The sequence below is a fragment of the Streptomyces sp. NBC_01306 genome (genome assembly GCF_026340465.1).
GTDB lineage: Bacteria > Actinomycetota > Actinomycetes > Streptomycetales > Streptomycetaceae > Streptomyces.
In genome coordinates, this window is record NZ_JAPEPC010000001.1 from 1938476 (window position 1) to 1961190 (window position 22715).

22 protein-coding genes are annotated in these 22715 nt (G+C 71.6%); 9 read left to right on the forward strand and 13 right to left on the reverse strand.

Annotation, left to right across the window (positions count from 1 at the left end; genetic code table 11):
• Nucleotides 1–40 precede the first annotated feature (40 nt).
• The 3 genes from OG385_RS08265 to OG385_RS08275 are packed head-to-tail and all read left to right on the forward strand — an operon-like array spanning nt 41 to nt 3717.
• Nucleotides 41–2410, forward strand: coding sequence for a ribonucleoside-diphosphate reductase subunit alpha (locus OG385_RS08265; RefSeq protein ID WP_266853238.1), 2370 nt, complete (start codon nt 41–43; stop codon nt 2408–2410).
• Nucleotides 2410–3435 carry a ribonucleotide-diphosphate reductase subunit beta gene (locus tag OG385_RS08270; protein WP_266853239.1) on the forward strand — a complete coding sequence of 342 codons (1026 nt, stop codon included), beginning with the start codon at nt 2410–2412 and terminating at the stop codon, nt 3433–3435. The genes OG385_RS08265 and OG385_RS08270 overlap by 1 nt, the downstream gene beginning before the upstream one ends.
• A 60-nt stretch (nt 3436–3495) precedes the next feature.
• Nucleotides 3496–3717, forward strand: coding sequence for a hypothetical protein (locus OG385_RS08275; RefSeq protein WP_266853241.1), 222 nt, complete (start codon nt 3496–3498; stop codon nt 3715–3717).
• Between the two features lie 77 nt (nt 3718–3794).
• Here the strand turns inward: OG385_RS08275 and OG385_RS08280 are convergent, their stop codons facing one another.
• Nucleotides 3795–5414: an MFS transporter gene (locus tag OG385_RS08280; RefSeq protein WP_266853243.1), complete on the reverse strand. Its 1620-nt coding sequence runs from the start codon at nt 5412–5414 to the stop codon at nt 3795–3797.
• 201 nt (nt 5415–5615) lie between these two features.
• Between OG385_RS08280 and OG385_RS08285 the strand changes: the two genes are divergently transcribed.
• A complete protein-coding gene (locus OG385_RS08285) occupies nt 5616–6071 on the forward strand; it encodes a MarR family winged helix-turn-helix transcriptional regulator (RefSeq protein ID WP_266860716.1) in 456 nt (151 codons plus the stop codon).
• Between the two features lie 34 nt (nt 6072–6105).
• On the opposite strand, the gene OG385_RS08290 is transcribed toward OG385_RS08285, so the two are convergent.
• Nucleotides 6106–6330 (reverse strand): hypothetical protein, encoded by a 225-nt coding sequence (locus OG385_RS08290; RefSeq protein ID WP_266853244.1) that lies wholly within the window; start codon nt 6328–6330, stop codon nt 6106–6108.
• An 82-nt stretch (nt 6331–6412) separates the two neighbouring features.
• Here OG385_RS08290 and OG385_RS08295 point away from each other — a divergent pair, with 82 nt between their 5' ends.
• The gene (locus OG385_RS08295; protein ID WP_266853246.1) at nt 6413–7378 is read left to right on the forward strand and encodes a helix-turn-helix domain-containing protein; all 966 of its coding nucleotides are present in this window, start codon (nt 6413–6415) and stop codon (nt 7376–7378) included.
• Between the two features lie 20 nt (nt 7379–7398).
• Here the strand turns inward: OG385_RS08295 and def are convergent, their stop codons facing one another.
• From def to OG385_RS08335, 8 genes are all read right to left on the reverse strand, one after another.
• The gene (gene def, locus OG385_RS08300; RefSeq protein ID WP_266853248.1) at nt 7399–8046 is read right to left on the reverse strand and encodes a peptide deformylase; all 648 of its coding nucleotides are present in this window, start codon (nt 8044–8046) and stop codon (nt 7399–7401) included.
• 79 nt (nt 8047–8125) lie between these two features.
• A complete protein-coding gene (locus OG385_RS08305) occupies nt 8126–9109 on the reverse strand; it encodes a hypothetical protein (protein ID WP_266853249.1) in 984 nt (327 codons plus the stop codon).
• A 154-nt stretch (nt 9110–9263) separates the two neighbouring features.
• A complete protein-coding gene (locus OG385_RS08310; RefSeq protein ID WP_266853251.1) occupies nt 9264–10553 on the reverse strand; it encodes an HD-GYP domain-containing protein in 1290 nt (429 codons plus the stop codon).
• Complete coding sequence (locus tag OG385_RS08315) at nt 10550–11887, reverse strand: HD-GYP domain-containing protein (protein WP_266853253.1); 1338 nt, start codon at nt 11885–11887, stop codon at nt 10550–10552. Before OG385_RS08315 ends, OG385_RS08310 begins: the two co-directional genes overlap by 4 nt.
• A 231-nt stretch (nt 11888–12118) precedes the next feature.
• On the reverse strand, nt 12119–12433 hold the full coding sequence (gene rsrA / locus OG385_RS08320) for a mycothiol system anti-sigma-R factor (RefSeq protein ID WP_266853255.1): 315 nt from the start codon (nt 12431–12433) through the stop codon (nt 12119–12121).
• Nucleotides 12430–13086: a sigma-70 family RNA polymerase sigma factor gene (locus OG385_RS08325; RefSeq protein ID WP_266853257.1), complete on the reverse strand. Its 657-nt coding sequence runs from the start codon at nt 13084–13086 to the stop codon at nt 12430–12432. The genes rsrA and OG385_RS08325 overlap by 4 nt, the downstream gene beginning before the upstream one ends.
• A 245-nt stretch (nt 13087–13331) precedes the next feature.
• Nucleotides 13332–13985 (reverse strand): alpha/beta family hydrolase, encoded by a 654-nt coding sequence (locus OG385_RS08330; RefSeq protein ID WP_266860718.1) that lies wholly within the window; start codon nt 13983–13985, stop codon nt 13332–13334.
• A gap of 13 nt (nt 13986–13998) precedes the next feature.
• Entirely contained in the window at nt 13999–14847 is an 849-nt protein-coding gene (locus tag OG385_RS08335) for an SOS response-associated peptidase (RefSeq protein WP_266853259.1), read from the reverse strand.
• A gap of 49 nt (nt 14848–14896) precedes the next feature.
• Here OG385_RS08335 and OG385_RS08340 point away from each other — a divergent pair, with 49 nt between their 5' ends.
• From OG385_RS08340 to OG385_RS08355, 4 genes are all read left to right on the forward strand, one after another.
• Complete coding sequence (locus OG385_RS08340) at nt 14897–15583, forward strand: M50 family metallopeptidase (protein ID WP_266853261.1); 687 nt, start codon at nt 14897–14899, stop codon at nt 15581–15583.
• A 44-nt stretch (nt 15584–15627) separates the two neighbouring features.
• Nucleotides 15628–16968: a 3-phosphoshikimate 1-carboxyvinyltransferase gene (aroA, locus tag OG385_RS08345; RefSeq protein ID WP_266853262.1), complete on the forward strand. Its 1341-nt coding sequence runs from the start codon at nt 15628–15630 to the stop codon at nt 16966–16968.
• A 4-nt stretch (nt 16969–16972) separates the two neighbouring features.
• Nucleotides 16973–17983 carry a ribosome small subunit-dependent GTPase A gene (rsgA, locus tag OG385_RS08350; protein ID WP_266853264.1) on the forward strand — a complete coding sequence of 337 codons (1011 nt, stop codon included), beginning with the start codon at nt 16973–16975 and terminating at the stop codon, nt 17981–17983.
• A 103-nt stretch (nt 17984–18086) separates the two neighbouring features.
• Entirely contained in the window at nt 18087–18410 is a 324-nt protein-coding gene (locus OG385_RS08355; RefSeq protein WP_266853266.1) for a multidrug efflux SMR transporter, read from the forward strand.
• 10 nt (nt 18411–18420) lie between these two features.
• On the opposite strand, the gene OG385_RS08360 is transcribed toward OG385_RS08355, so the two are convergent.
• From OG385_RS08360 to OG385_RS08370, 3 genes are read right to left on the reverse strand one after another with little or no spacing between them, the layout of a single operon-like run.
• Nucleotides 18421–20583: an ABC transporter ATP-binding protein gene (locus OG385_RS08360; protein ID WP_266853268.1), complete on the reverse strand. Its 2163-nt coding sequence runs from the start codon at nt 20581–20583 to the stop codon at nt 18421–18423.
• A complete protein-coding gene (locus OG385_RS08365) occupies nt 20580–21515 on the reverse strand; it encodes an ABC transporter permease (protein WP_266853269.1) in 936 nt (311 codons plus the stop codon). The genes OG385_RS08360 and OG385_RS08365 overlap by 4 nt, the downstream gene beginning before the upstream one ends.
• 14 nt (nt 21516–21529) lie before the next feature.
• Nucleotides 21530–22513 (reverse strand): ABC transporter permease, encoded by a 984-nt coding sequence (locus OG385_RS08370; RefSeq protein WP_266853270.1) that lies wholly within the window; start codon nt 22511–22513, stop codon nt 21530–21532.
• Nucleotides 22514–22715: the final 202 nt, after the last annotated feature.

Below are 22715 nucleotides of genomic sequence, written 5' to 3' on the forward strand. Positions count from 1 at the left end.
GTGCCCCCGCCGGCCCCAGCCGAGCGAGGGAGAGCGCACCGTGACCATCGCGCCCACCGCACCTGTCTCCGAGCAGGTGTCGGATGCCCCGGGAACCGTACTTCTGCGGACCCTGACCGACCTCACCGCCGATCTCACCGACACCGACCCCGGCAAGGTCGCCGCTGCCGCCCTGCGCGGGCGCAACGCGGCGTCGGACGAGGCCGAGTTGCGGGAGCTGGCCACCGAGGCGGCCGCCGGTCTCATCTCCGAGGACCCCGCGTACTCACGGCTCGCCGCCAGGCTGCTCACCCGGACCATCGCGGACGAGGCGGCCGGACAGGGCGCGGTGTCGTTCTCCTCATCGGTCGCCGTCGGACACCGCGAGGGCCTGATCGCCGACCGTACGGCCGACTTCGTACGGCTGCACGCCGAGCGGCTCGACGCGACCATCGACACCGCGGCCGACGACCGCTTCGGATACTTCGGGCTGCGCACTCTCTACAGCCGCTATCTGCTGCGCCACCCGCTCACCCGCCAGGTCATCGAGACGCCCCAGCACTTCATGCTCCGGGTCGCCTGCGGTCTCGCCGCCGACGAGTCCGCGGCCGCGCTGGACGAGGTGGCCGCGCTGTACGGGCTGATGAGCCGTCTCGACTATCTGCCCTCCTCCCCCACGCTCTTCAACTCGGGCACCCGCCACCCGCAGATGTCCTCGTGCTATCTGCTGGACTCGCCGCTCGACCAGCTGGACTCGATCTACGGGCGCTACCACGAGGTGGCGCGGCTGTCGAAGCACGCGGGCGGCATCGGCCTCTCGTACTCCCGTATCCGCTCCCGCGGTTCGCTGATCCGCGGCACCAACGGGCACTCCAACGGCATCGTCCCCTTCCTCAAGACCCTCGACGCCTCCGTCGCCGCGGTGAACCAGGGCGGCCGGCGCAAGGGCGCCGCCGCCGTCTACCTGGAGACCTGGCACTCGGACATCGAGGAGTTCCTGGAGCTGCGCGACAACACCGGTGAGGACGCCCGGCGTACGCACAACCTCAACCTGGCCCACTGGGTGCCCGACGAGTTCATGCGCCGGGTCGACGCGGACGGCACCTGGTCGCTGTTCTCGCCCGCCGACGTGCCGGAGCTGACCGATCTGTGGGGCGACGCCTTCGACGCCGCCTACCGCAAGGCCGAGGCCGACGGGCTGGCCAGGAAGACCATCCCCGCGCGGGAGCTGTACGGGCGGATGATGCGCACCCTCGCGCAGACCGGCCAGGGCTGGATGACCTTCAAGGACGCGTCGAACCGTACGGCCAACCAGACCGCCGAGCCCGGCTCGGTCGTCCACTCGTCGAACCTGTGCACCGAGATCCTGGAGGTGACGGACGACGGCGAGACCGCGGTCTGCAACCTGGGCTCGGTCAACGTCGGCGCGTTCGTCTCGGGCGACTCGCTCGACTGGGAGCGTCTCGACGCGACCGTTCGCACCGCGGTCACCTTCCTCGACCGTGTCGTGGACATCAACTTCTACCCGACCGAGCAGGCGGGCCGCTCCAACGCCAAGTGGCGGCCGGTGGGCCTGGGCCTGATGGGGCTCCAGGACGTCTTCTTCCAGCTGCGGCTGCCCTTCGACTCACCACAGGCGAAGGCGCTCTCCACCCGGATCTCCGAGCGGATCATGCTCGCCGCCTACGAGGCGTCCTGCGACCTCGCCGAATCCGCCGGCCCCCTGCCGGCCTGGGAGAAGACCCGTGCGGCGCGCGGGGTCCTGCACCCCGACCACTACGCGACCGAGCTGACCTGGCCGGAGCGCTGGGACGCACTGCGCGCCCGGATCGCGAAGACCGGGATGCGCAACTCGCTGCTCCTCGCCATCGCACCGACCGCGACCATCGCCTCGATCGCCGGGGTGTACGAGTGCATCGAGCCGCAGGTCTCCAACCTCTTCAAGCGCGAGACGCTCTCGGGTGAATTCCTCCAGGTCAACGCGTACTTGGTGAACGAGCTGAAGGAGCTGGGCGTCTGGGACGCGCAGTCCCGTGAGGCGCTGCGCGAGGCCAGCGGGTCGGTGCAGGGCTTCAGCTGGATCCCCGAGGAGGTCCGGGCGCTGTACCGCACGGCGTGGGAGATCCCGCAGCGCGGTCTGATCGACATGGCGGCGGCCCGTACTCCGTACATCGACCAGAGCCAGTCGCTGAACCTCTTCCTGGAGACGCCCACCATCGGGAAGCTCTCCTCGATGTACGCGTACGCGTGGAAGCAGGGCATCAAGACCACGTACTACCTGCGTTCGCGTCCGGCGACACGCATCGCGCGGGCGGCGCGCTCCGCCACCGCCGCAGCCACCATCCCCGCACAGCAGGATCCGGCCGCCGCCGACGCGGACGCCATCGCCTGCTCCCTTGAGAACCCCGAGTCCTGCGAGGCCTGCCAGTAATGAGTGACGAGACCCTGAAGACCGCGAAGAACCTGCTGGACCCGGGCTTCGAGCTGACCCTGCGTCCGATGCGCTACCCGGACTTCTACGAGCGCTACCGTGACGCGATCAAGAACACCTGGACGGTCGAGGAGGTCGACCTCCACTCGGACGTGAGCGATCTGGCCAAGCTGTCGCCGGGTGAGCAGCACATGATCGGCCGGCTGGTCGCGTTCTTCGCGACGGGCGACTCGATCGTCTCCAACAACCTGGTGCTGACGCTCTACAAGCACATCAACTCCCCCGAGGCGCGGCTGTATCTCTCCCGCCAGCTGTTCGAGGAGGCCGTGCACGTCCAGTTCTATCTGACGCTGCTCGACACCTATCTGCCCGACCCGGAGGACCGCGCGGCGGCCTTCGACGCGGTCGAGGAGATCCCCTCCATCCGTGAGAAGGCGCAGTTCTGCTTCCGGTGGATGGACTCGGTGGAGAAGATCGAACGGCTGGAGACGCAGGCGGACCGCCGCCGCTTCCTGCTGAACCTGATCTGCTTCGCCGCCTGCATCGAGGGGCTGTTCTTCTACGGCGCCTTCGCGTACGTGTACTGGTTCCGCTCGCGGGGGCTGCTGCACGGTCTGGCGACCGGCACCAACTGGGTGTTCCGTGACGAGACCATGCACATGAACTTCGCGTTCGAGGTGGTCGACACGGTCCGCAAGGAGGAGCCCGAGCTCTTCGACGACGCGCTGCGCCAGCAGGTCACCGACATGATGCGCGAAGCGGTCGAGGCGGAGCTGCAGTTCGGCCGGGACCTGTGCGGCGACGGGCTGCCGGGGATGAACACGGAGTCGATGCGCGAGTACCTCCAGTGCGTCGCCGACCAGCGGCTGACCCGGCTGGGCTTCGCCCCGGTGTACGGCTCGGAGAACCCGTTCTCCTTCATGGAGTTGCAGGGCGTGCAGGAGCTGACGAACTTCTTCGAGCGGCGCCCTTCGGCGTACCAGGTCGCGGTCGAGGGCTCGGTCTCCTTCGACGACGACTTCTGAGCCCGTCCGGTCACCGGATACTCCTCACCGGACCCGGCCGGACACCCGGCCGGGCAGGGAGTGCTGTACCACGGTGGGCGCTACTACTTCTCCACCTCCCACGCCGACGGCTACGGCACCCTCTACAGCTGGGACGGGAATCCCCGGCACCAGAAGAAGCGCACTCCGTGGGCCAAGGACGCCGAGAACCTGACCTATGGGGGCGGCGGTTCCCTGTGGGGTCTGACCGAACTCCAGGGCCACCGCACCGTGTTCGAGGTGCCCCTGTCGCACTTCTCGTAGCCGGACGGCGCGCGGGCCTCTCTCCCCGGCCCGCGCGCCGATCGATGTTCGCGGCAGCGGGTGCGCCGACGTGACCGCTACACCGGGCCGGAGCGGCCGTGCACCGGTGCGGAGGATGGTGCCAAGGCGCCGCCGGACGGGCCCTGGACACCGGCGTCGGCGGTGGACGCTTCCGTGGGCTGTGACCGCGGCGCCGGGGCACGGTCCTGGCGCGGGTGGCGCGGGATGAGCGCGAGTGCCAGCAGGGCCGCGACGAGGGCGATCCCGGAGCAGGTCAGGAGCATGTCGTTCATGCCATGGACGAAGGCGCCGCGGGTCGAGTCCAGGAGGGCGGCGCTGCCGCTCCGGTGGGCGATCTGCACGCCGGAGGCCGCACTGTCGCGGACGGCACCGGCTGTGCTCGGGGGCAGGTGGCCGACGTCGACGCCACCGCGGTAGCCCGAGGTGAGGACGGTGCCCAGGATCGCGATGCCGATGGTGCCGCCGGCCTGGCGCAGCGCTTGCAGGAGGCCGGACCCCGAGCCCGCGCGTTCGGTGCTCAGCACACCGAGGGCGGAGTTCATGGCCAGGGGCAGGGTCATGCCCACGCCTGTCCCGAGAGCCGCGGTCCACAGGGCGGTGACGGCGTACGGGGTGTGGACGGTGGTGGTGGCTCCGGCCGCCAGGGCCGCGGCGGCCAGCAGGAGTCCGGCGGTGAGGGCCGGCCGGTCACCGGTGCGCCGGGCGATCCGTCCGGCGCACCGGGTGCCGGCGGTCATACCGAGGAGCATGGGCAGCAGCTTGAGGCCGGTGGCCAGGGCGCTGCTCCCCTGGACCGCCTGGAAGTACTGCGGGAGGGCATAGAGCAGGCCGAACAGCGCGAAGCTGGAGAGGGTGGCCATGAGGACGCCGACGTTGAAGGTGCGGCTGCGGAAGAGTGCGAGGTCGATCAGCGGGTGGCTGGTCCGCCGCTGCCATCCGGCGAACGCGGCGAGCAGAAGGGCACCGGCGGCTGCGGGCAGCCACAGGTCCGGGGAGAGCCAGCCGTGCGAGCCGGCCTGGATGAACCCGTAGGTGACGGCGGTGAGTCCGGCGGCCGACAGAGCCGCTCCCGGAAGGTCGACCGGATGGGCGACGGTGCTGCGGGATTCGGGGACGAAGCGCGCGATGGCGAAGGCGCCGAGTGCGACCAGGGGCAGATTGACCAGAAAGACCGAGCCCCACCAGAAGTGGCTCAGGAGCAGCCCGCCGAGGATCGGACCGAGCGGCAGCCCCATGGCGGTGGCGGTCACCTGCAGGGTCCTGGCCCGGGCACGTTCCGCGGGTTCCGGGAAGAGCGCGGGCAGCACGGACAGGGACAGCGGCATCATGAAGGCCGCCGCCGCGCCCAGCAGGCACCGGCCCGCGATCAGCAGGGCCGGAGTGGTGGCCACGGCGCACAGGGCCGAGGCCACGCCGAACAGCAGGAGGGCGGCGATGAGGAGCTTCTTGCGGCCGAAGCGGTCGCCGAGACCGCCGGCCGGGATCATCAGGGCGGCCAGCACCAGGGTGTAGGAGCTGCCGGTCCACTGGAGCTGCCCGGAGGTCATGTGCAGGTCGGTGGCGATCTCGGGCAGAGCCACATTGAGAATGGTGGTGTCGAGTCCGATGGTGAGCATGGCGAGCACCAGGGCGCTCAGGGCGAACCAGCTGCCGCGGTGGGTCGTGGTCGTGGACACGGCGGGCCTCCGTTCGTGGGGGCGTGATGCCCTGGGGTGTGCCGCACAGCCCCAGGTACGTAACTCAGGTACCCTTTTATCGGGCACCATGCCCCGCGGTCTGCGGGGTGGATGAGAGCAAGCATATACCTAAGGTAGGTAGTTTTCGACATGGCGGATCCGGCACCCGACGATGCGGCTCGGGACGCGCTCATCCAGGAGATGCTCAGCGGCCTGCTGCCGCGGCTCAACAGGCTCAGCCGCGCCATCACCCGCGGCCGTCTGCCGGAGCGGGCGATCGAGGCCACCGGCCTGTCGCTGGACAGGCCGGGCGTGACCGTCCTGCTCACGCTCCACAGCGCCGACGCCCCTCTGCGGGTCGGTGAGATCGCCGACCGTATGCAAGTGGTCGGGCCGCACGTCACCCGTCACGTCACCGCGCTGGAGAAGCGCGGGCTCGTACGCCGCGTCGCCGACCCGAGCGACCAGCGCGCCCGGCTGGTCGAACTGACCGGCTCCGGATCGGAAGCGGCCGACGCCTACAAGCGGAACCTGTTCGGCTGGATCGCCGGCGTTCTGGCCGACTGGCCCGCACAGGACCGCGAGGGCCTCGCACGACTCCTGGGGCGTCTCGCCGACGACACGGCCGCGCATCTCGACGCGCTCGACCAGGACTGACCGGAGCGCCGCCCCGGCCGTCCGCGCGGCAGGGTCAGGCGCCGCGCATCACCTCGCTCCGGGCCGCCCGGCCCCGGACGGCGGGGCGGTTGAGCGCCCGACCCTCCGGCTCTCTTGCGGGAGCGCCCGGTTCGGGATCCCCCCGGCGCTGGGCGAGCTGCCGGTCGATGCGGCGCTCGCGGGCGTGCCAGATCAGTGAGGGCAGCGCCAGGATGACGAAGACGGCGAGCACGGTCAGGTAGTCCAGGAAGGTGTCCATGCCGTCAACTGTGTCGCCGGACGGCCGGAAGAATCAGTGGCAGGACTGACATGCACCGTCGAATTGCTGCCACACTTGGTCCATGATGAAGAACGTCGTCGTGGTCCTGATGAACGGCGTCAACCCGTTCGAACTCGGCGTGGTCTGCGAGGTGTTCGGCCTCGACCGGAGCGACGAGGGGCTGCCGGTGTACGACTTCGCGGTGGCGTCCGCCGAAGGGCCCGTGCTGGAGACGCACGCCGGGTTCACGCTCAGCACCGAACACGGCCTGGAACGGCTCGAAGAGGCCGATCTGATCGCGGTGCCGGCCGCCGAGTCGCGGGGGAACCGCGACTACCCGCCGGCCCTCCTCGACGCGCTGCGCCGGGCGGTGGACCGCGGGGCCCGGGTGCTCAGCGTCTGCTCCGGTGTCTTCGTGCTCGGTTCGGCGGGGCTGCTCGACGGCCGTCGCTGCGCCGCGCACTGGCGCCACGCGGACGAACTGGCCCGCGCCTTCCCCCTGGCCAGGGTCGAACCCGATGTGCTGTACGTGGACGAGGACCCCGTCATCACATCGGCCGGGACAGCAGCCGGCATCGACGCCTGCCTCCACATCGTCCGCAAGGAGCACGGCCCGCACGTCGCCAACAGGATCGCCCGGCGGATGGTGGTCCCGCCCCATCGCGACGGCGGCCAGGCCCAGTTCGTCGAGCGCCCGGTGAGCCCCGAGCGGGCGGACAGCGTCGCCGAAGTCCTCGGCTGGATGGAACAGCATCTGGACGAGGAGCAGACCGTCGAGCAGCTGGCGGCCCGCGCCCTGATGTCACCGCGCACCTTCGCCCGCCGCTTCCAGCAGGAGACGGGGACGACGCCGTACCGCTGGCTGCTGCGCCAACGGGTGCTGCTGGCACAGGAGTTGCTGGAGGCCTCCGACGAGACGGTGGACTCGATCGCGGGGCGGGTCGGCTTCGGTACGGGTGCGGGGCTGCGCCACCACTTCCTCCGTACGCTCGGCACCACCCCGAACGCCTACCGGCGGACGTTCCGGGGCCCGGTCGGCACGGCCTGACCGGGGCCCGGCCGGTCAGGTCAGAGGTTGGGGACGGTCTCGTAGCGCGGCGTGCCCTCTTCCATCTGCCGGAGCGCGTCCTTGCGGTCGCGCTTCGACAGGCGGTCGATGTACAGGTAGCCGTACAGGTGGTCCGTCTCGTGCTGGAGGCAGCGGGCGAAGTAGCCGGTGCCGCGCACCTTCACCGGGTTGCCTCCGGCGTCCTGGCCGGTGACCTCCGCGTAGTCCGGGCGGGCCAGCTCGGCGTACGCGGTCGGGACGGAGAGGCAGCCCTCGTTGGACTCGTCGAGCCGGCGGCGCTCGGCCGGGGTCTCGGTGAGCACCGGGTTGCAGACGGCTCCGACGTGGCGCCTGCCGTCGTCGTCGAGGCAGTCGTAGACGAAGACCTTGAGGTCGACACCGATCTGGTTCGCGGCCAGGCCCACGCCCTCGGCGGCCTTCTGGCTGGCGAACATGTCGTCGATCAGCTGGGCCAGCTCGGCGTCGAACGAGGTGACGTCCTTGCACTCCCGGTGGAGCACCGGGTTGCCCACGACGGTGATGGGACGGGCGGTGCCACGGGCGCGGTGGGCCTCCTCGCGCTCCTCGCAGTCCTCGGTGTCCACGACGAAACCGTCATTGACCTGCTGGTCCGTATCGACCTGCTGGTCCGTCTGCTCCTGCGACATGTCCGCCGTACGCCTTCCTCAAAAAAACCTGGAACGATCCCGTACAGCCTAACGGGCTGTTCCACAGGAGGAAGCGGGGTCAGCAGACCTCTTCGAGGTCCCGCCACTCCCGGCTGTCCGGGCTGTCGGCGACCCAGCCGTCGAGCAGTCCGCGCACCAGTCCCGCGGGGGCGGCTATGCCGCACTCGCGCTCCGCGACCCAGAGACCGCCCGCCGTGCGGTGGCCGAGCGGGCCGGGGTGGCCGGGCTCGCTGTGGTCGTGCGGATCGGGGGGCTGCTCGCCTTCGCCCTCGTCGCTCTCCATCTGCGACTCGGAGCAGGCGCGGCAGAGCAGCCGGACGGAGGACGACCAGTCCTCGGCGGCGAACCCGGCGTCGGCCGCCAGCTGCTCCAGGGCGTCCCGGTCGGCCTCGGTCGCCGCTTCGAGCAGCACCACCCAGGTCGGCACCGGCGAGGGCGCCCACAGCTCGATCTCGTCGAAGACGGGGTAGGAGGGCCCGGCGGCGGTGACGCGCTCGCCGTGCGGGACGCCGTCGTGCAGGACGACCTCGCCCCAGCGCCTGCCGGACGACGGCAGCGGGATGGAGAGCACCTCGACGCGGGCGGGGTCGAGCCGACGGCCCCAGACCACCTCGGCCTCCCCCTCCGGGGAGAGCCGCACGGCGGCGGAGCCGAGGTCCATACCGACCGGCTCACCGCTGGCCGCGGGCTCGCCCGGGACCCGCAGCCCGTACGCCTGCCAGGCCCGGCGGGCCAGCGGCCAGTCCTGCAGCGCGGTGGCCGCGATCCCGACGTTCCACCAGTCGGGGGCGCCCGCCTCGCGGTCCAGGAGCGCCACGGCGCGCAGCCCCGCGGTCCGTGCCCGGTCCCAGTCGTGCCGGAACTTGTGCAGCAGGGCCAGATTGAACCAGGACTCGGACAGCCACGGTTCGAGATCGGCCGCGCGCGTGAGCAGCGCTCCCGCGTCGTCGTACCGACCGTCGCCGATCAGCGTGAACGCGCGGTCCGTGGCCTGCCGCCAGGATGCGGAGGGCCGATGCCGTACCTTCCCGAAGATCCTCACGATTCCCGCCTGCCGGTAGCTGAAAGGTCTCTGCTTCCCGGGCTCCGATTCCCCCGGACGCCCTCTCTTCGCATCCAACCATGCCCGGTCGGAGCGGCGCTCATTACCCACTGGTTACCCGCTCCGGGGCCCGGATTCCGCCCCCGGGGCAACGTCAGGCGACACCGCCGCGGGAGAGCACACGGGCGAGGGATTCCACGACTTCCGGCTGGTAGTCGTGGCCGGTTCCCAGGCGCAGCCGCTCCAGCGCGCCGAGCGGTCCGCCGGCACCTCTCACTCCTTCACTTTCCCCGGCCAGGTCCTCGTACGCATTGACGGCCCGGACAATCCGGGCGGTGAGCGGCTGCTCCCGGTACGGATCCGCCTGCCGCTCCACGATGACGGCGACCTTCGCGTCGACTCCGGTCTGGCGGACCACGGCGCCGCCGAGCAGCGCGATCCGGCGCTGCTCGGCGGGCGGCAGCGGCGCGGTGGCGCCGCCGGGGACCGGGTCGACGAGGGAGAGCTGGCCGATGTCGTGCATCAGGGCCGCGTACTCCAGGACGGTCAGCGCCGGTTCGGAGAGACCCAGCTCCCGGCCGACGGCCCGGCTGAGCCCGGCGACCCGGCGGGCATGGCCGTGCGGGGTGTATCCGGCGATCTCGGTGGCGCGGGCGAGCGAGGTGATGGTCTGGCGGTAGGTCGTGCGTACCAGCGCGTGGCGGCGCAGCGAGAGCTGGGTGAGCAGCAGCGGTACGGAGAAGACGGGCAGCGCCCACAGCCCGGCGACCGCGACACCCAGCGCCATCACCACACCGGTGGCGCAGACGGCCGAGCCGATGCCGGCGAGTGCGCGCAGTTCGTCGCGGAGCAGCGGCCCGATGGGGACTCCCCCGGTCGGGCGGGACCGAGCGCCAGGGGCTGGGGAACGGGTGCGCGCGTGTGCCATCGCGGCGGCCAGGACGGCGTCGCAGAGGGCGGTGAGGCCGAGCAGCAGGAGCAGCACGACGGCGTACGAGGGGCCGCGCACCGCCCAGGCGGCTGTCCGCCCCGAGCCGCACAGGGGCTGGAAGCAGGCGGCGGCGAAGGCGACCGTGAGCACCCGGCGGGCCAGCTGGTCGGCGGTGGGGCCGCGGCCGCGCGGGACGTGCGGCGCGGTGCCGGCGAGCGTGCCCGCCACGACGACGGCGACGACCTGGGGGGCGCCGTGCACGGTGGGGTGGCCGCCGTTCTGGCCGAGCAGGGCGTAGGCGAGGGCTCCGGCGGCGCCGAGCGGTGCGGGTTCGCGCTCGCTGCCGGGGCCGGTGCGGCGGGTGAGTTCGCCCGCGGCGACGAGTATCCCGAAGGCGAGCGCGGTGTCCCGGTCGCCGACACCGTGCCAGAGGGTCCAGCCGAGCCCGGCCGCGGCGACCAGGGCGGCGGCGCCGTGGACGAGGCACACGGCGCGGGGGGTACGGGCGCTCACGCGGGGCGCTCCGCGTCGGCGGGCGGGCCGGGCGCAGCGGCCGGGGCGCGGGCGGGCGGGACGGCGGGCGGGCAGGCGTCCGGTTCGTCGGCGGTGACGGCGGGGTGCCAGCCGCTGCGGGCGAGCGCCCGTACGAACGCCTGGACCATCAGCGGGTCGAACTGCGTCCCCGCGCACCGCACCAGCTCCCGGAGGGCGGCGTCGACGGGTCTGGCCCGGCGGTAGGAGCGGGTGGACGTCATGGCGTCGAAGGCGTCGGCGATGGCGACGACCCGGGCGAACTCGGGGATCTGCTGCCCGGAGAGCCCGTAGGGGTAGCCGGAGCCGTCGAGCCGTTCGTGGTGGTGGAGGATGGCGGCCCTGGCCTCGCCGAGGAAGCCGATGCCGCGGACCATCTCGTGCCCGTACTCGGGGTGCAGCTCGATGACGCGGCGCTCGTCGGGCGTCAGCGGCCCGTCCTTCCTGAGCAGCCTGGTGGGCACCCCGAGCTTCCCCACGTCATGGAGGATCCCGGCGAAGCGCAGCGCCTCCAGACGGTCGCCGGCCATGCCCAGCTCGCCGGCGATCATCGCCGACGCCTGGCCCACGCGTTCGCTGTGGCCGCGGGTGTACTGGTCCTTGATGTCGACGGCCTGCACGAGCGCCCGGATCGTCGCCCGGTGGGCGGCACGCTCGCGGTGGTACTGCGCGAAGACCCAGCTGGAGATGTACATGGGCAGCAGGACGAAGAGGGCGGCGGGCGGCCCGAAGGGGCTGCGCCACAGGACCGCCATCATGAGCCCGGCGAGCCCGTGCACGGTGTACGGGGCGAGTGAGCGCAGCAGCGCGTGACCCGCGGTGCGGACGGGCAGCCGCTCGGCGGTGGCCCGTACGGCGCCGTCCAGTGCGGTCAGGGCCAGGCAGAGGACCAGGGCGGCGGCGAGCGCGGGCAGCAGGGCGTACGGCAGGCCGGGTGTCCGGGTCGGCCCGCCGAAGAGCGCGGAACGCCCGAGTTCCGCGGCGGCCTGCACCGCGAGGGCGAGCTGCGCGGCGTGCCAGACGCGCCGGATGCCGTACGGAGAGTGCTCGGCGGCGCCGAGCAGCGCCCCGGGCACGGCGGCGATGGCGGCGGCCGCGGGCGGCAGGAGCAGGGCGGCGGCGACGAGTACGGCGAAGAACGACCCGGCCCCCGGCGATCTGCGGGCGAGCAGCTCGCATCCGGCGTAGACGGCGGCGAGCAGGGCCACGGCCGTCCAGGGCGTGGCGGGGTCGGTGACGGCGGGCAGCACACAGCCGACGGCGCCCAGGACCGCGCACAGGATGCAGGCGCGCGCTGTCCGCGGCAGTGCCCGCATGGCGGCCTCCTCCTCCGGTATCCGCACGGCTCCGGCGTCCGTACAGGTTGGGGAGAATAGGCGCGGGCGGGCAGCCGGGGGGCCGCATCGGCGGATCAGCAGCCCATCGGGTGACAGTCCCGAGGCGGAAACCGGGCCGGGTACGGCAAACGCAGCGGGACCGCGGCACGTGCGCCGCGGTCCCGCTGTCTGTGTCTGTGCGCCGGGAGGCCCTGCCGTCCCCGCGGCCGGTCACTCCTGGGCGGCCGCCGACCGGTCGGTGACGGTGATGTCCTGGTCGGGCACCGCCTGTCCCGAGCGGATCAGATCGATGCGCCCCATGACCTTGGACCGGAGGTCCGCCGGTACGTCGTCACTGCCGCAGCAGCGCTTCACCAGCTTCTTGACGGCCTGCTCCAGGCCGTACTTCTCCAGGCACGGGGAGCACTCCTCGAAGTGCACCTCGAACTTAGTGCAGTCGTTGTCCGGCATCTCGTGGTCGAGGAACTCGTACAGATGGTCCAGGACCTCGGAGCAGTCCGTTTCGTGCGGCTCTCCGCAGCTCATGAGCCCGAACCTTTCGCTTCGTTCGACTCTCCGGCGCCCGCGGGGACCAGCCCGCGGTCGCGTGCGTAGTCCTCCAGCATGCCGCGCAGCTGACGGCGGCCCCGGTGCAGCCGGGACATGACCGTCCCGATGGGTGTCCCCATGATGTCTGCGATCTCCTTGTACGCAAAGCCCTCGACATCGGCGAGATACACCGCGATGCGGAACTCCTCGGGGATCGCCTGGAGCGCGGACTTCACATCCGAGTCGGGCAGGTGGTCGAGCGCCTGCGACTCGGCGGAGCGCAGCCCCGTGGACATGTGCGACTCGGCCCGGGCGAGCTGCCAGTCCTCGATCTCCTCGGCGGCACTGCGCTGAGGCTCACGCTGCTTCTTGCGGTACGAGTTGATGAACGTGTTCGTGAGGATGCGGTACATCCACGCCTTGAGGTTGGTCCCCTCCCGGAACTGGTGGAACGAGCCGTACGCCTTCGCGTAGGTCTCCTGCACCAGGTCCTCGGCATCGGCCGGGTTGCGCGTCATGCGCAGCGCGGCCGAGTACATCTGGTCGAGGAAGCCGAGGGCATCCCGCTCGAAGCGGGCATTGCGCTCCGCGGCCGTCTCTTCCGCATGGCCGTCTTCGGTCCCTGTGTCGGTCCCAGTGACCGGACCCACCTCCTCCAACGCCTTGGCGGATCCGAAAGCGGACCCACTCGAATCGGAGGATAGACGACGATCCGGTCCGCCCGCCGCCCGGGAAGGAGCGCCCTGGGCTGCCGAAAGCACGGTCCACTCCAGGTCAGCGGCGTTCGGGCGGCGCGGGCAGATGGTCGAACCCATGCGACGGACTCCCTCTCCACGTACAAGCTTGTGTGCACCGGTGTCCAGCACCGATGTTCCCCACAACAGCGCTCCCCGACTCAGCATTCCCGCAGCCGCACGGCCCATCTGCCCACCGCGTCCGTGATGGTCCTGAGCGCCTGCTCCTGGCCGGTGGCGGCCCGCTTCGGTACCGCGAAGCCGTGATCGGCGTCCGCCACCTCCACCAGCTCGAAGTCCCCGGCGGTGAACTCGGCTGCGCCCGGGAACTCGGCCGGCCGGCCGAACGGATCCCTGGCGCCCTGTACGACCAGAGTGCTGACCCCGGTCCCGGTCAGCTCCCGCCGCCGGGACTTCTCCGGCTTCCCCGGCGGATGCAGCGGAAAGCTCAGCGCCAGGACACCGCGGGCGCCCAGCTCCCCCGCGGTCCGGCAGGCCACCCGGGCCCCGGCGCTGCGCCCGCCCGCGACCACCGGAAGTCCGGGTCTGCGGAGCGCGGGCCAGACCGCGCGCCAGCCGGTGTCCAGGGTCTTCGGCGCGGGCGCGACCTTCCGGCCCGCGACCCGCCAGGGCTGCTCGACGAGCGCGACGCCGACCCCGAGCGGCGGCAGCGCGGCGGCCAGCGCCTGGAGGTCGCGCGCCTCGATACCGCCGCCGGCGCCATGGCCTAGGGCGATCACGAGGTGCGGGCGGGCGGCGGGATGCCAGGTGATGCGGGCTTCCCCGGCGGGGGTGTCGACACTCTCCACGATCATGCTCTGAGTCACATCAGAAGAGTGTGCCCTCCTCGGGGGCCTCCAGTGCGGTCAGCAGCTCCGGGCCGTTGTTGCGAACATTGCTGACCGCCGTGGACACCGGGTACGCCCGTACGAGTCCGGCGGGCGGCGGATCGAGCAGCGGGGCCAGCCGGTGAGGGTCCGTGTGCCCGGGATCCAGCCAGTCGTCCCAGCGGTCCGGGGGCAGTACGAGCGGCATCCGGGGATGGATCGCGGCCAGCGTCCGCGGGGCTCCGGGCCCGTCCGCTTCCCCCTGTGCCTGCCCCTGTCCGGCGAGCGGGGTGGTCTCGGCCTCGGTCGTGAGGATCGTGCAGGTCGCCCACCATGCCTGCGGGTGGTCGCCGGGCAGCGCCGGGTCCCGCCAGAACTCGTACAGACCGGCGAAGGCCATCACCGAGCCGTCGGCGGGCGTCACGAAGTAGGGCTGCTTACGTGCCCGCTTCTTCTTGCCCTCGACCTCCAGCTGACGCTCGTCCGGTTCCGTCATCCACTCGTAGTAGCCGTCGGCGGGGACGATGCAGCGGCGCGCGGCGAAGGCCCGGCGGAACGACGGCTTCTCCTGGACCGTCTCGGCCCGTGCGTTGATCATCCGGGCGGCGCCCTCGGGCGATTTCGCCCACGACGGCACCAGTCCCCACTTCAGATTCCGCAGCTGGCGAACCGGACGGCGCGATGCCGCGTCTTTCAACGGACGCTCCAGTACGACCTGGACCGTCTTGGTCGGTGCCACGTTCCAGTCGGGGACCACCGTCTCCGACCGGAACGGGGCATCCCCCTTCTCCACCCCGAAGACCCCTGCGAGATCCTCGGGTCCACGACTCGCTGCAAACCGTCCGCACATATGTGCCAGACTGCCACGCCCCCCGTCTCCCGAGGAGCCCCTCCCCACCATGGACCGCGTCTTCGCCGCTCAGTCCGACCCCGACCAGTGGCTGGTGATCGTCACCGGCGTCGTCGCACTGCTCGCGGTCCTCCCGCACCGCATATGGCGGCTCACCCGCAACGCCGTCACCATCGCCCACGAGGGCGGCCACGGGCTGATCGCCCTGGTCACCGGGCGCCGCCTGGACGGCATCCGGCTGCACTCCGACACCAGCGGCCTCACCGTCAGCCGCGGCAAGCCGCACGGCCTGGGCATGATCCTCACCGCGGGCGCCGGATACACCGCGCCGCCGCTGCTGGGGCTCGGCGGTGCCTGGCTGCTCGCCGCCGACCACATCACGCTCTTCCTCTGGGCCGCCTGCGTCCTCCTTCTCGCGATGCTCGTGATGATCCGCAACGCGTACGGGGCGCTCACCGTGATCGTCACGGGCGCCGCGTTCGTCCTGATCTCCTGGCTGACCAGCGCCGAGGTGCAGGCGGCGTTCGCGTACACGGCTGTCTGGTTCCTGCTCATCGGCGGTGTGCGCCCGGCCTTCGAGCTCCAGCGCAAGCGGGTGCGCGGCCATGCGGGCGATTCGGACGCCGACCAGCTCGGCCGGCTCACCCATCTCCCGCCGACGGTGTGGCTGCTGCTCTTCCACGTCGTCTCGCTCTGCTCGCTCATCGGCGGCGGGCGCTGGCTGCTGGGCCTGTGAGACGGGCGGCGCCCCGGTGGTCCGGCCATCAGTAAAGTGAGGCCATGACCGAAAGTTCCGTGCACACCGCTCACTGGCCCGCCCCGTACGCGTCCGGAGGCGTCGACGCGACGGTGACCGTGCCCGGATCGAAGTCGGTCACCAACCGTGGACTCGTCCTGGCCGCCCTGGCCGCCGAACCGGGCTGGCTACGCCGCCCGCTGCGCTCCCGCGACACGCTTCTGATGGCCGACGCCCTGCGGGCACTGGGCGTCCGTATCGAGGAGACCGTGTCGTCCAGCTCCGCCGCGGTGGGCGCGACGGGCGGTACGGGCGAGGCCTGGCGGGTGATCCCGGCGGGGCTGCACGGCCCGGCCACCATCGACGTCGGCAACGCCGGTACGGTCATGCGCTTCCTGCCGCCGGTCGCCGCACTCGCCGACGGTCCCGTCCGCTTCGACGGCGACCCCCGCTCGTACGAACGCCCGCTGCACGGCGTCGTCGACGCGCTGCGCGCGCTCGGTACCCGGATCGACGACGACGGGCGCGGGGCGCTCCCGCTGACGGTGCACGGCGGCGGGGCGCTCGACGGCGGCCGCGTCGAGATCGACGCGTCGTCCTCGTCCCAGTTCATCTCGGCGCTGCTGCTCTCCGCGCCGCGCTTCAACCAGGGCGTCGAGGTACGGCACACCGGAGCCACGCTGCCCTCGCTGCCGCACATCCGGATGACCGTGGACATGCTGCGCGCGGTCGGCGCCCAGGTGGACGAGCCGGAGACGGGCGGCGAGCCGAATGTCTGGCGGGTCTCCCCCAGCGCCCTGCTCGGCCGGGACCTGACCGTCGAACCCGACCTCTCCAACGCCCAGCCGTTCCTGGCGGCCGCCCTGGTCACCGGCGGCCGGGTCACCATCCCCGACTGGCCCGCGCGCACCACTCAGCCGGGGGACGCGCTGCGGGAGATCTTCACCACGATGGGTGGCGGCTGCGAACTGACCGAGAGCGGCCTGGTGTTCACCGGCTCCGGCCGGATCCACGGCATCGACGTGGATCTGAGCGAGGTCGGCGAGCTGACCCCGGGCATCGCGGCCGTCGCGGCCCTCGCGGACTCGCCGTCCACGCTGCGCGGCGTGGCCCATCTCCGGCTGCACGAGACCGACCGGCTGGCCGCGCTGACCGCGGAGATCAACGGGCTCGGCGGCGATGTCAGCGAGACCGCCGACGGTCTGCGGATCCGCCCGCGCCCGCTGCACGGCGGCGTCTTCCACACCTACGACGACCACCGCATGGCCACGGCCGGCGCGGTCATCGGGCTCGCCGTCGACGGCGTAAAGATTGAGAATGTGGCGACAACCGCCAAAACACTCCCCGACTTCACTGAGATGTGGACCGAAATGCTCAAGGCCTGACGCGATGCGCCGATACGGCAAGAACCCCGACGAGGACGACATCCGCGTCCGCCCCAACCCCAAGGGCAACCGCCCCCGTACGAACATCCGCCCCAAGCACGAGGAAGCCGCCGAGGGCATGGTCCTCACGGTCGACCGGGGCCGGCTCACCTGTCTGGTCGACGGGCGCGCGGTGACCGCCATGAAGGCCCGTGAGCTGGGCCGCAAGGCCGCCGTGGTGGGCGATCAGGTCATGATCGTCGGGGATCTCTCCGGCGCCAAGGACACCCTGGCGCGCATCGTGCGCATCCAGCCACGGACATCGGTGCTGCGCCGCACGGCCGACGACGACGACCCGTTCGAGCGGGTCGTGGTCGCCAACGCCGACCAGCTGGCGATCGTCACCGCCCTGGCCGACCCCGAACCGCGCCCCCGCATGATCGACCGCTGCCTGGTGGCCGCGTACGACGGCGGGCTGTCGCCGCTGCTCGTCCTCACCAAGTCCGATCTGGCCTCGCCGGACGAGCTGCTGGCCTCCTACGGGGCGCTCGACATCCCGTACGTGGTGACCAGTCGCGAGGAACTGGCGAAGGGTGAGGCGGCCGACCGGGTCAGGGACTTCCTCAACGACAAGGTCACCGCGTTCGTCGGGCACTCGGGCGTCGGCAAGACGACCCTGGTCAACGCGCTGGTGCCGGAGGACCGGCGGCGCAGCACCGGCCATGTCAACGCGGTCACCGGCCGCGGCCGGCACACCACGACCTCGGCCCTGGCGCTCCCGCTGCCGGACGATCGCGGCTGGGTCGTCGACACCCCGGGGGTGCGCTCCTTCGGACTGCACCATGTGGACCCCTCGCGGGTCATCCTCGCGTTCCCCGATCTGGTGCCGGGTACGGAGGAGTGCCCGCGCGGCTGCAGCCACGACGAGCCGGAGTGCGCCCTGGACGCCTGGGTCGCCGGGGGCCACGCCGACCCGGCACGGCTGGACTCGCTGCGCAGGCTGCTGGCCACCCGGGAGCGGCGCGAGGGCGACTGATCCACCGGGTTTGCCGCCCGGCCGATCCGGCTGAATGCATAATCGCTGCAACTGAGACCGGACCCGGCATGATCGAACGACAGGCCCTATGGGGAGGCACTGAATGGCGTGGCTGCTGGTCGTGGTCGCGGGACTGCTGGAGACCGGCTTCGCCGTGTGTCTCAAGCTCTCGCACGGATTCACCCGGCTCTGGCCGACGGTCGCCTTCGCCGCGTTCGCGCTGGGCAGCTTCGGGCTGCTGACACTCTCGCTGCGGAAGCTGGACGTCGGGCCCGCCTACGCCGTGTGGACCGGCATCGGCGCGGCGGGCACCGCCATCTACGGGATGGTCTTCCTCGGCGACATCGTCTCGACCCTCAAGCTCGTCTCGATCGCGTTCGTGATCGTGGGCGTGATCGGGCTGCAGATCTCCGGGTCGGCGCACTGAGCACGGCGGCTCACACCACCGCGCGCACCGCGGGGAAGTGACAGGCCGCCACATGGTCGGCCGCGTGCTCCTGGTCCACCGGCACCTCGTTCTCGCAGCGCGCCCGCTCGTCCGCGCCGAGCTCCGCGAAGACGGGGCAGCGGGCCCGGAAGCGGCAGCCCTCGTAGCGGTGGGTGGGGCTGGGCGGGTCGCCGGGCAGCAGGATCCTGGTGCGCTGCCGCTCGCGTTCGCGCACCGGGTCGGGCAGCGGCACGGCGGAGAGCAGGGCCTGGGTGTACGGGTGTCTGGGCCGCTCGAAGACCTCGTCGACCGTCCCGGACTCGACGGTGCGCCCCAGGTAGACGACGCTCACCCGGTCCGCGATGTGCCGCACCACGGACAGGTCGTGCGAGACGAAGAGATAAGCGAGACCCAGCTCGGACTTGAGCCGCCGCAGCAGGTTGAGGACGCCCGCCTGCACGGACACGTCGAGCGCGGAGACCGGTTCGTCCAGGACCAGCAGCTTCGGCCCGACGGACAGGGCGCGCGCGATACCGATGCGCTGCCGCTGGCCGCCGGAGAACTCGTGCGGGAAGCGGGTGGCGTGCGCCGGGTCGAGGCCGACCTGTCCGAGCAGTCCGGGGACGCGTCCGGCCGCGGTCCTGCGGTCCGTGCCCTGGGCGCGCAGCGGCTCGGCGACGATGTCGCCGACCGTCATCCGGGGGTCGAGGCTGGCCATCGGGTCCTGGAAGACGATCTGCACCTGCCCGCGCAGCGCCCGGCGGGCGGACGCGCCGAGCCCGCCGAGCGACTGCCCGAAGAGCTCGATCTCGCCGCCCTCGGGGCGGACCATGTTGAGCAGTTCGAAGAGCGTGGTGGACTTGCCGGAACCGGACTCCCCGACGAGCGCCAGGGTCTCGCCGCGGCTGATCCGCAGATCCACCCCGTCGACGGCGTGCACGGTGCCGACCCGCCGTTTGAAGGCGCTGCCCTTCAGCACGGGGAAGGTCTTGACGAGCCCGCGCACACTCAGCACGGTGGCGGCGCCGGTGTCTGCCTCGGCGCCGGCATCGGCCTCGGTCCCGGGGGCAGTGCCGGAGCCGAGGCAGACACCGGCGCTCCGGTCCTCCTCGCCTGCGGCGCGGGCCTGCGGGATGTCCGGGACCGGGAAGACATCGAGCGGGCCCAGCCGCTTCGCCGCGATCTCGTCCGCCCGTACACACGCGACCGCGTGCCCGTCCACGGTCCGCAGAGCGGGCTCCTCCGTCAGACAGGGCTCCCCGGCCAGCGGGCAGCGCGGCGCGAACGGGCAGCCGGGGCCCGTGCTCCCGGCCGTGGGAGGTGAACCGGGGATCGGCACCAGCACCTCACCGGCGGTGTCCAGCCGGGGCACCGCGCCGATCAGGCCCAGCGTGTACGGCATCCGGGGCCGTTCGAAGAGGTCTTCGGCGGACGCGCTCTCCACGATCCGCCCGGCGTACATCACCGCCACCCGGTCCGCCGCGCCCGCGATCACCCCGAGGTCATGGCTGACCAGCACCAGCGCGGCGCCGGTCTCGCGCTGCGCGGTGCGCAGCACATCGAGCACCTGCGCCTGGATGGTGACGTCGAGTGCCGTGGTCGGCTCGTCGGCGAGGATCACGTCGGGGTCGTTCGCCATCGCCATCGCGATCATGGCGCGCTGGCGCATCCCGCCGGAGAACTCGTGCGGATACGACCGCGCCCTGAGCGCGGGCTCCGGGATGCCCACGAGGTCGAGCAGTTCGACGGCGCGCGCCCTGGCCGCGTCGCGCGAAACGTCCTGGTGGGCCCGGACCGCCTCGGCGATCTGGTCACCGATCCGGTAGACGGGGGTGAAGGCGGAGAGCGGGTCCTGGAAGACCATGCCGATCCGGCTGCCGCGCACCGCGGACAGCGTGCGGTCGGTGGCGCCGACCAGCTCCGTGCCGTCGAGCCTGACCGATCCGCGTACGGCCGCGTTCCCGGGCAGCAGTCCGAGGACGGCGAGCGCGGTCGCGGACTTCCCCGACCCCGACTCCCCCACCAGACCGAGCACTTCACCGCGCCGGAGTGAGAAGCTCACACCGCGGACGGCCGGGACACCGTCGAAGTCGACCTCAAGGCCGCTCACTTCGAGCACCGGCGTACCGGGTTCCGCCGTGTCGCGTACCGAGGTGTCGGATACCGAGGTCATCGCTTTGCCCCCTTGCGGCTGCGGCGCCGGCGCGAGGTCGGGTCCAGCGCGTCGCGCAGCCCGTCGCCCACCAGGTTCACCGCGAGAACGAAAATGATCAGAAGCCCCGCTGCGAAGAAGAACATCCAGGGGTAGGTGACGGCCGCCCCCGTCGTGGAGGCGATGAGCGTGCCCAGCGAGACGTCGGGCGACTGGACGCCGAACCCGAAGTACGACAGCGCGGTCTCACTCATCACCGCGCCGCCCACCGCGACGGTCGCGTCGATGATGAGGAAGGAGGCGATGTTGGGCACCACATGGCGCCAGATGATCCGGAACGGCCCGACGCCCATGTACTGCGCGGCGCGCACGAATTCACGCTCCTTCAGCGACAGCGTCATCGACCTGACCACCCGTGCGGTGATCATCCAGCCGAAGACGGCGAGCAGCCCGACGAAGGCGAACCAGCCGCCGTCCTGCAACCGCGGCGAGATGATCGCGATGATGAGGAAGGAAGGGAAGATCAGCAGCAGATCGACGAAGAACATCAGGATCCGGTCGGTCCAGCCGCCGAAGTACCCGGCGCAGGCGCCGGTCAGCGAGGCGAGGACGGTGGAGAACAGGGCCACCAGCAGGCCGATCAGCAGGGACTTCTGGAGCCCCCTGATGGTCTGCGCGAAGACGTCCTGCCCGATGCGGTTGGTGCCCCACCAGTGCCGGGCGCTCGGTCCCTGCCGCAGTGCGGTGTAGTCGATGTGGCTGTAGTCCCAGCGGCTGATCAGCGGGCCCGCGAAGGCCAGCACGAAGAGCAGCAGCAGGACGACGGCTCCCGCGAGCGCCCCCCGGTTGTGTACGAAACGGCGCAGCACCACACCGGCGCGCCCGGCGGGACGTATCGGCTCCGCACCCTGGCCGGCCGCGTCGGCGGCGGCGGTCTCTATGACAGCGGTCATGGTGTCCGTACTCCTCAGGCGTTCCGGATGCGCGGGTCGAGCGCGGCGTGCAGGACGTCCGCGAGGAAGCCGGAGAGCAGCACCAGCACGGCGGCGAACACATTGACGGCGACAACCGAGTTGACGTCGTTCTTGCCGATGGAGGAGACGAACCACTCGCCCATGCCGTGCCAGCCGAAGATCGTCTCGGTGAAGGTGGCGCCGGTGAACAGCGCCAGGAATCCGTAGCTGAAGTATGTCGACATGGGGATCAGCGCGGTCCGCAGCCCGTGTTTGAGCAGGGCCGTGCGCCGGGTGAGGCCCTTGGCCCGTGCGGTGCGCAGATAGTCCGAGCCGAGGACGTCGAGCATCGTGGAGCGCTGGTAGCGGCTGTAGCTGGCGATGGTGCCGAGCGCGATGGAGATGGTCGGCAGCAGCAGATGCACCGACCGGTCCTTCAGCACGGCCAGGAATCCGGAGTCCACGCCGGGGGTCTTCTCGCCGGTGAACTCGATGAAGTCGGTGCCGGTCTTCTGGTTGAACCAGATCGCGCCGATCTTCAGCAGCACCGCGAGCAGGAACACCGGTGTGGAGAGCAGTACGAAGGAGATCAGGGTGACCGTGCGGTCGGAGAGCCGGTACTGGCGTACGGCGGTCCAGGCCCCGGCGAGTACCCCGATGACCGTGCCGAGGATGCTGCCCAGGAGCAGCAGCCGCAGGCTGACCCCGATCCGGCGGCCGAACTCCGCGTCCACGGAGGTCCCGTCGATGGTCTTCCCCAGATCACCGCGCAGGGCGTGTCCGGCCCAGCTGGTGAAGCGGGTGAGGAGCGGCGTGCGGTCGTTGACGCCGAGCATGGTCAGGTGGTGGTCGACGGCGCTGGGTGAGAGGGGCGGCTGACGCCCCTCGTAGTACGCGCGCGGATCGAGCGCGAGTGAGGCCAGCAGGTACGACAGGCAGATGGCGACAAGCAACAGGACGGCGTAGTAGCCGAGTCGCTTGGCCAGGAAGGCGGCCACAGGTGTTGGTCCTCCGCTGGGGTTCGGGCGCTGGGGATCGTGGTGGGATCACGGCCGCGGCAGGCCCCATCGGTGCCTTTGCCCGGTGTTGATCGGGTTCCGATCATCCGGTGCTGTTCATCGGGTGCTTTTCGTCGGCTTGTTGATCCAGCTTGACCATAAATTGTTGCGTGCACGCAAAGAATGCATAACAGCATCACCG

What these genes read in the sequence shown, in the direction of transcription:
- OG385_RS08270 (WP_266853239.1), top strand. Translation starts at nt 2,410, where the DNA reads ATGAGTGACGAGACCCTGAAGACCGCGAAGAACCTGCTGGACCCGGGC.
- OG385_RS08285 (WP_266860716.1), top strand. Translation starts at nt 5,616, where the DNA reads ATGCTCAGCGGCCTGCTGCCGCGGCTCAACAGGCTCAGCCGCGCCATC.
- OG385_RS08290 (WP_266853244.1), bottom strand. Translation starts at nt 6,330, where the DNA reads ATGGACACCTTCCTGGACTACCTGACCGTGCTCGCCGTCTTCGTCATC.
- OG385_RS08295 (WP_266853246.1), top strand. Translation starts at nt 6,413, where the DNA reads ATGATGAAGAACGTCGTCGTGGTCCTGATGAACGGCGTCAACCCGTTC.
- def (WP_266853248.1), bottom strand. Translation starts at nt 8,046, where the DNA reads ATGTCGCAGGAGCAGACGGACCAGCAGGTCGATACGGACCAGCAGGTC.
- OG385_RS08315 (WP_266853253.1), bottom strand. Translation starts at nt 11,887, where the DNA reads ATGCGGGCACTGCCGCGGACAGCGCGCGCCTGCATCCTGTGCGCGGTC.
- rsrA (WP_266853255.1), bottom strand. Translation starts at nt 12,433, where the DNA reads ATGAGCTGCGGAGAGCCGCACGAAACGGACTGCTCCGAGGTCCTGGAC.
- OG385_RS08330 (WP_266860718.1), bottom strand. Translation starts at nt 13,985, where the DNA reads ATGATCGTGGAGAGTGTCGACACCCCCGCCGGGGAAGCCCGCATCACC.
- OG385_RS08335 (WP_266853259.1), bottom strand. Translation starts at nt 14,847, where the DNA reads ATGTGCGGACGGTTTGCAGCGAGTCGTGGACCCGAGGATCTCGCAGGG.
- OG385_RS08340 (WP_266853261.1), top strand. Translation starts at nt 14,897, where the DNA reads ATGGACCGCGTCTTCGCCGCTCAGTCCGACCCCGACCAGTGGCTGGTG.
- aroA (WP_266853262.1), top strand. Translation starts at nt 15,628, where the DNA reads ATGACCGAAAGTTCCGTGCACACCGCTCACTGGCCCGCCCCGTACGCG.
- rsgA (WP_266853264.1), top strand. Translation starts at nt 16,973, where the DNA reads ATGCGCCGATACGGCAAGAACCCCGACGAGGACGACATCCGCGTCCGC.
- OG385_RS08355 (WP_266853266.1), top strand. Translation starts at nt 18,087, where the DNA reads ATGGCGTGGCTGCTGGTCGTGGTCGCGGGACTGCTGGAGACCGGCTTC.
- OG385_RS08360 (WP_266853268.1), bottom strand. Translation starts at nt 20,583, where the DNA reads ATGACCTCGGTATCCGACACCTCGGTACGCGACACGGCGGAACCCGGT.
- OG385_RS08365 (WP_266853269.1), bottom strand. Translation starts at nt 21,515, where the DNA reads ATGACCGCTGTCATAGAGACCGCCGCCGCCGACGCGGCCGGCCAGGGT.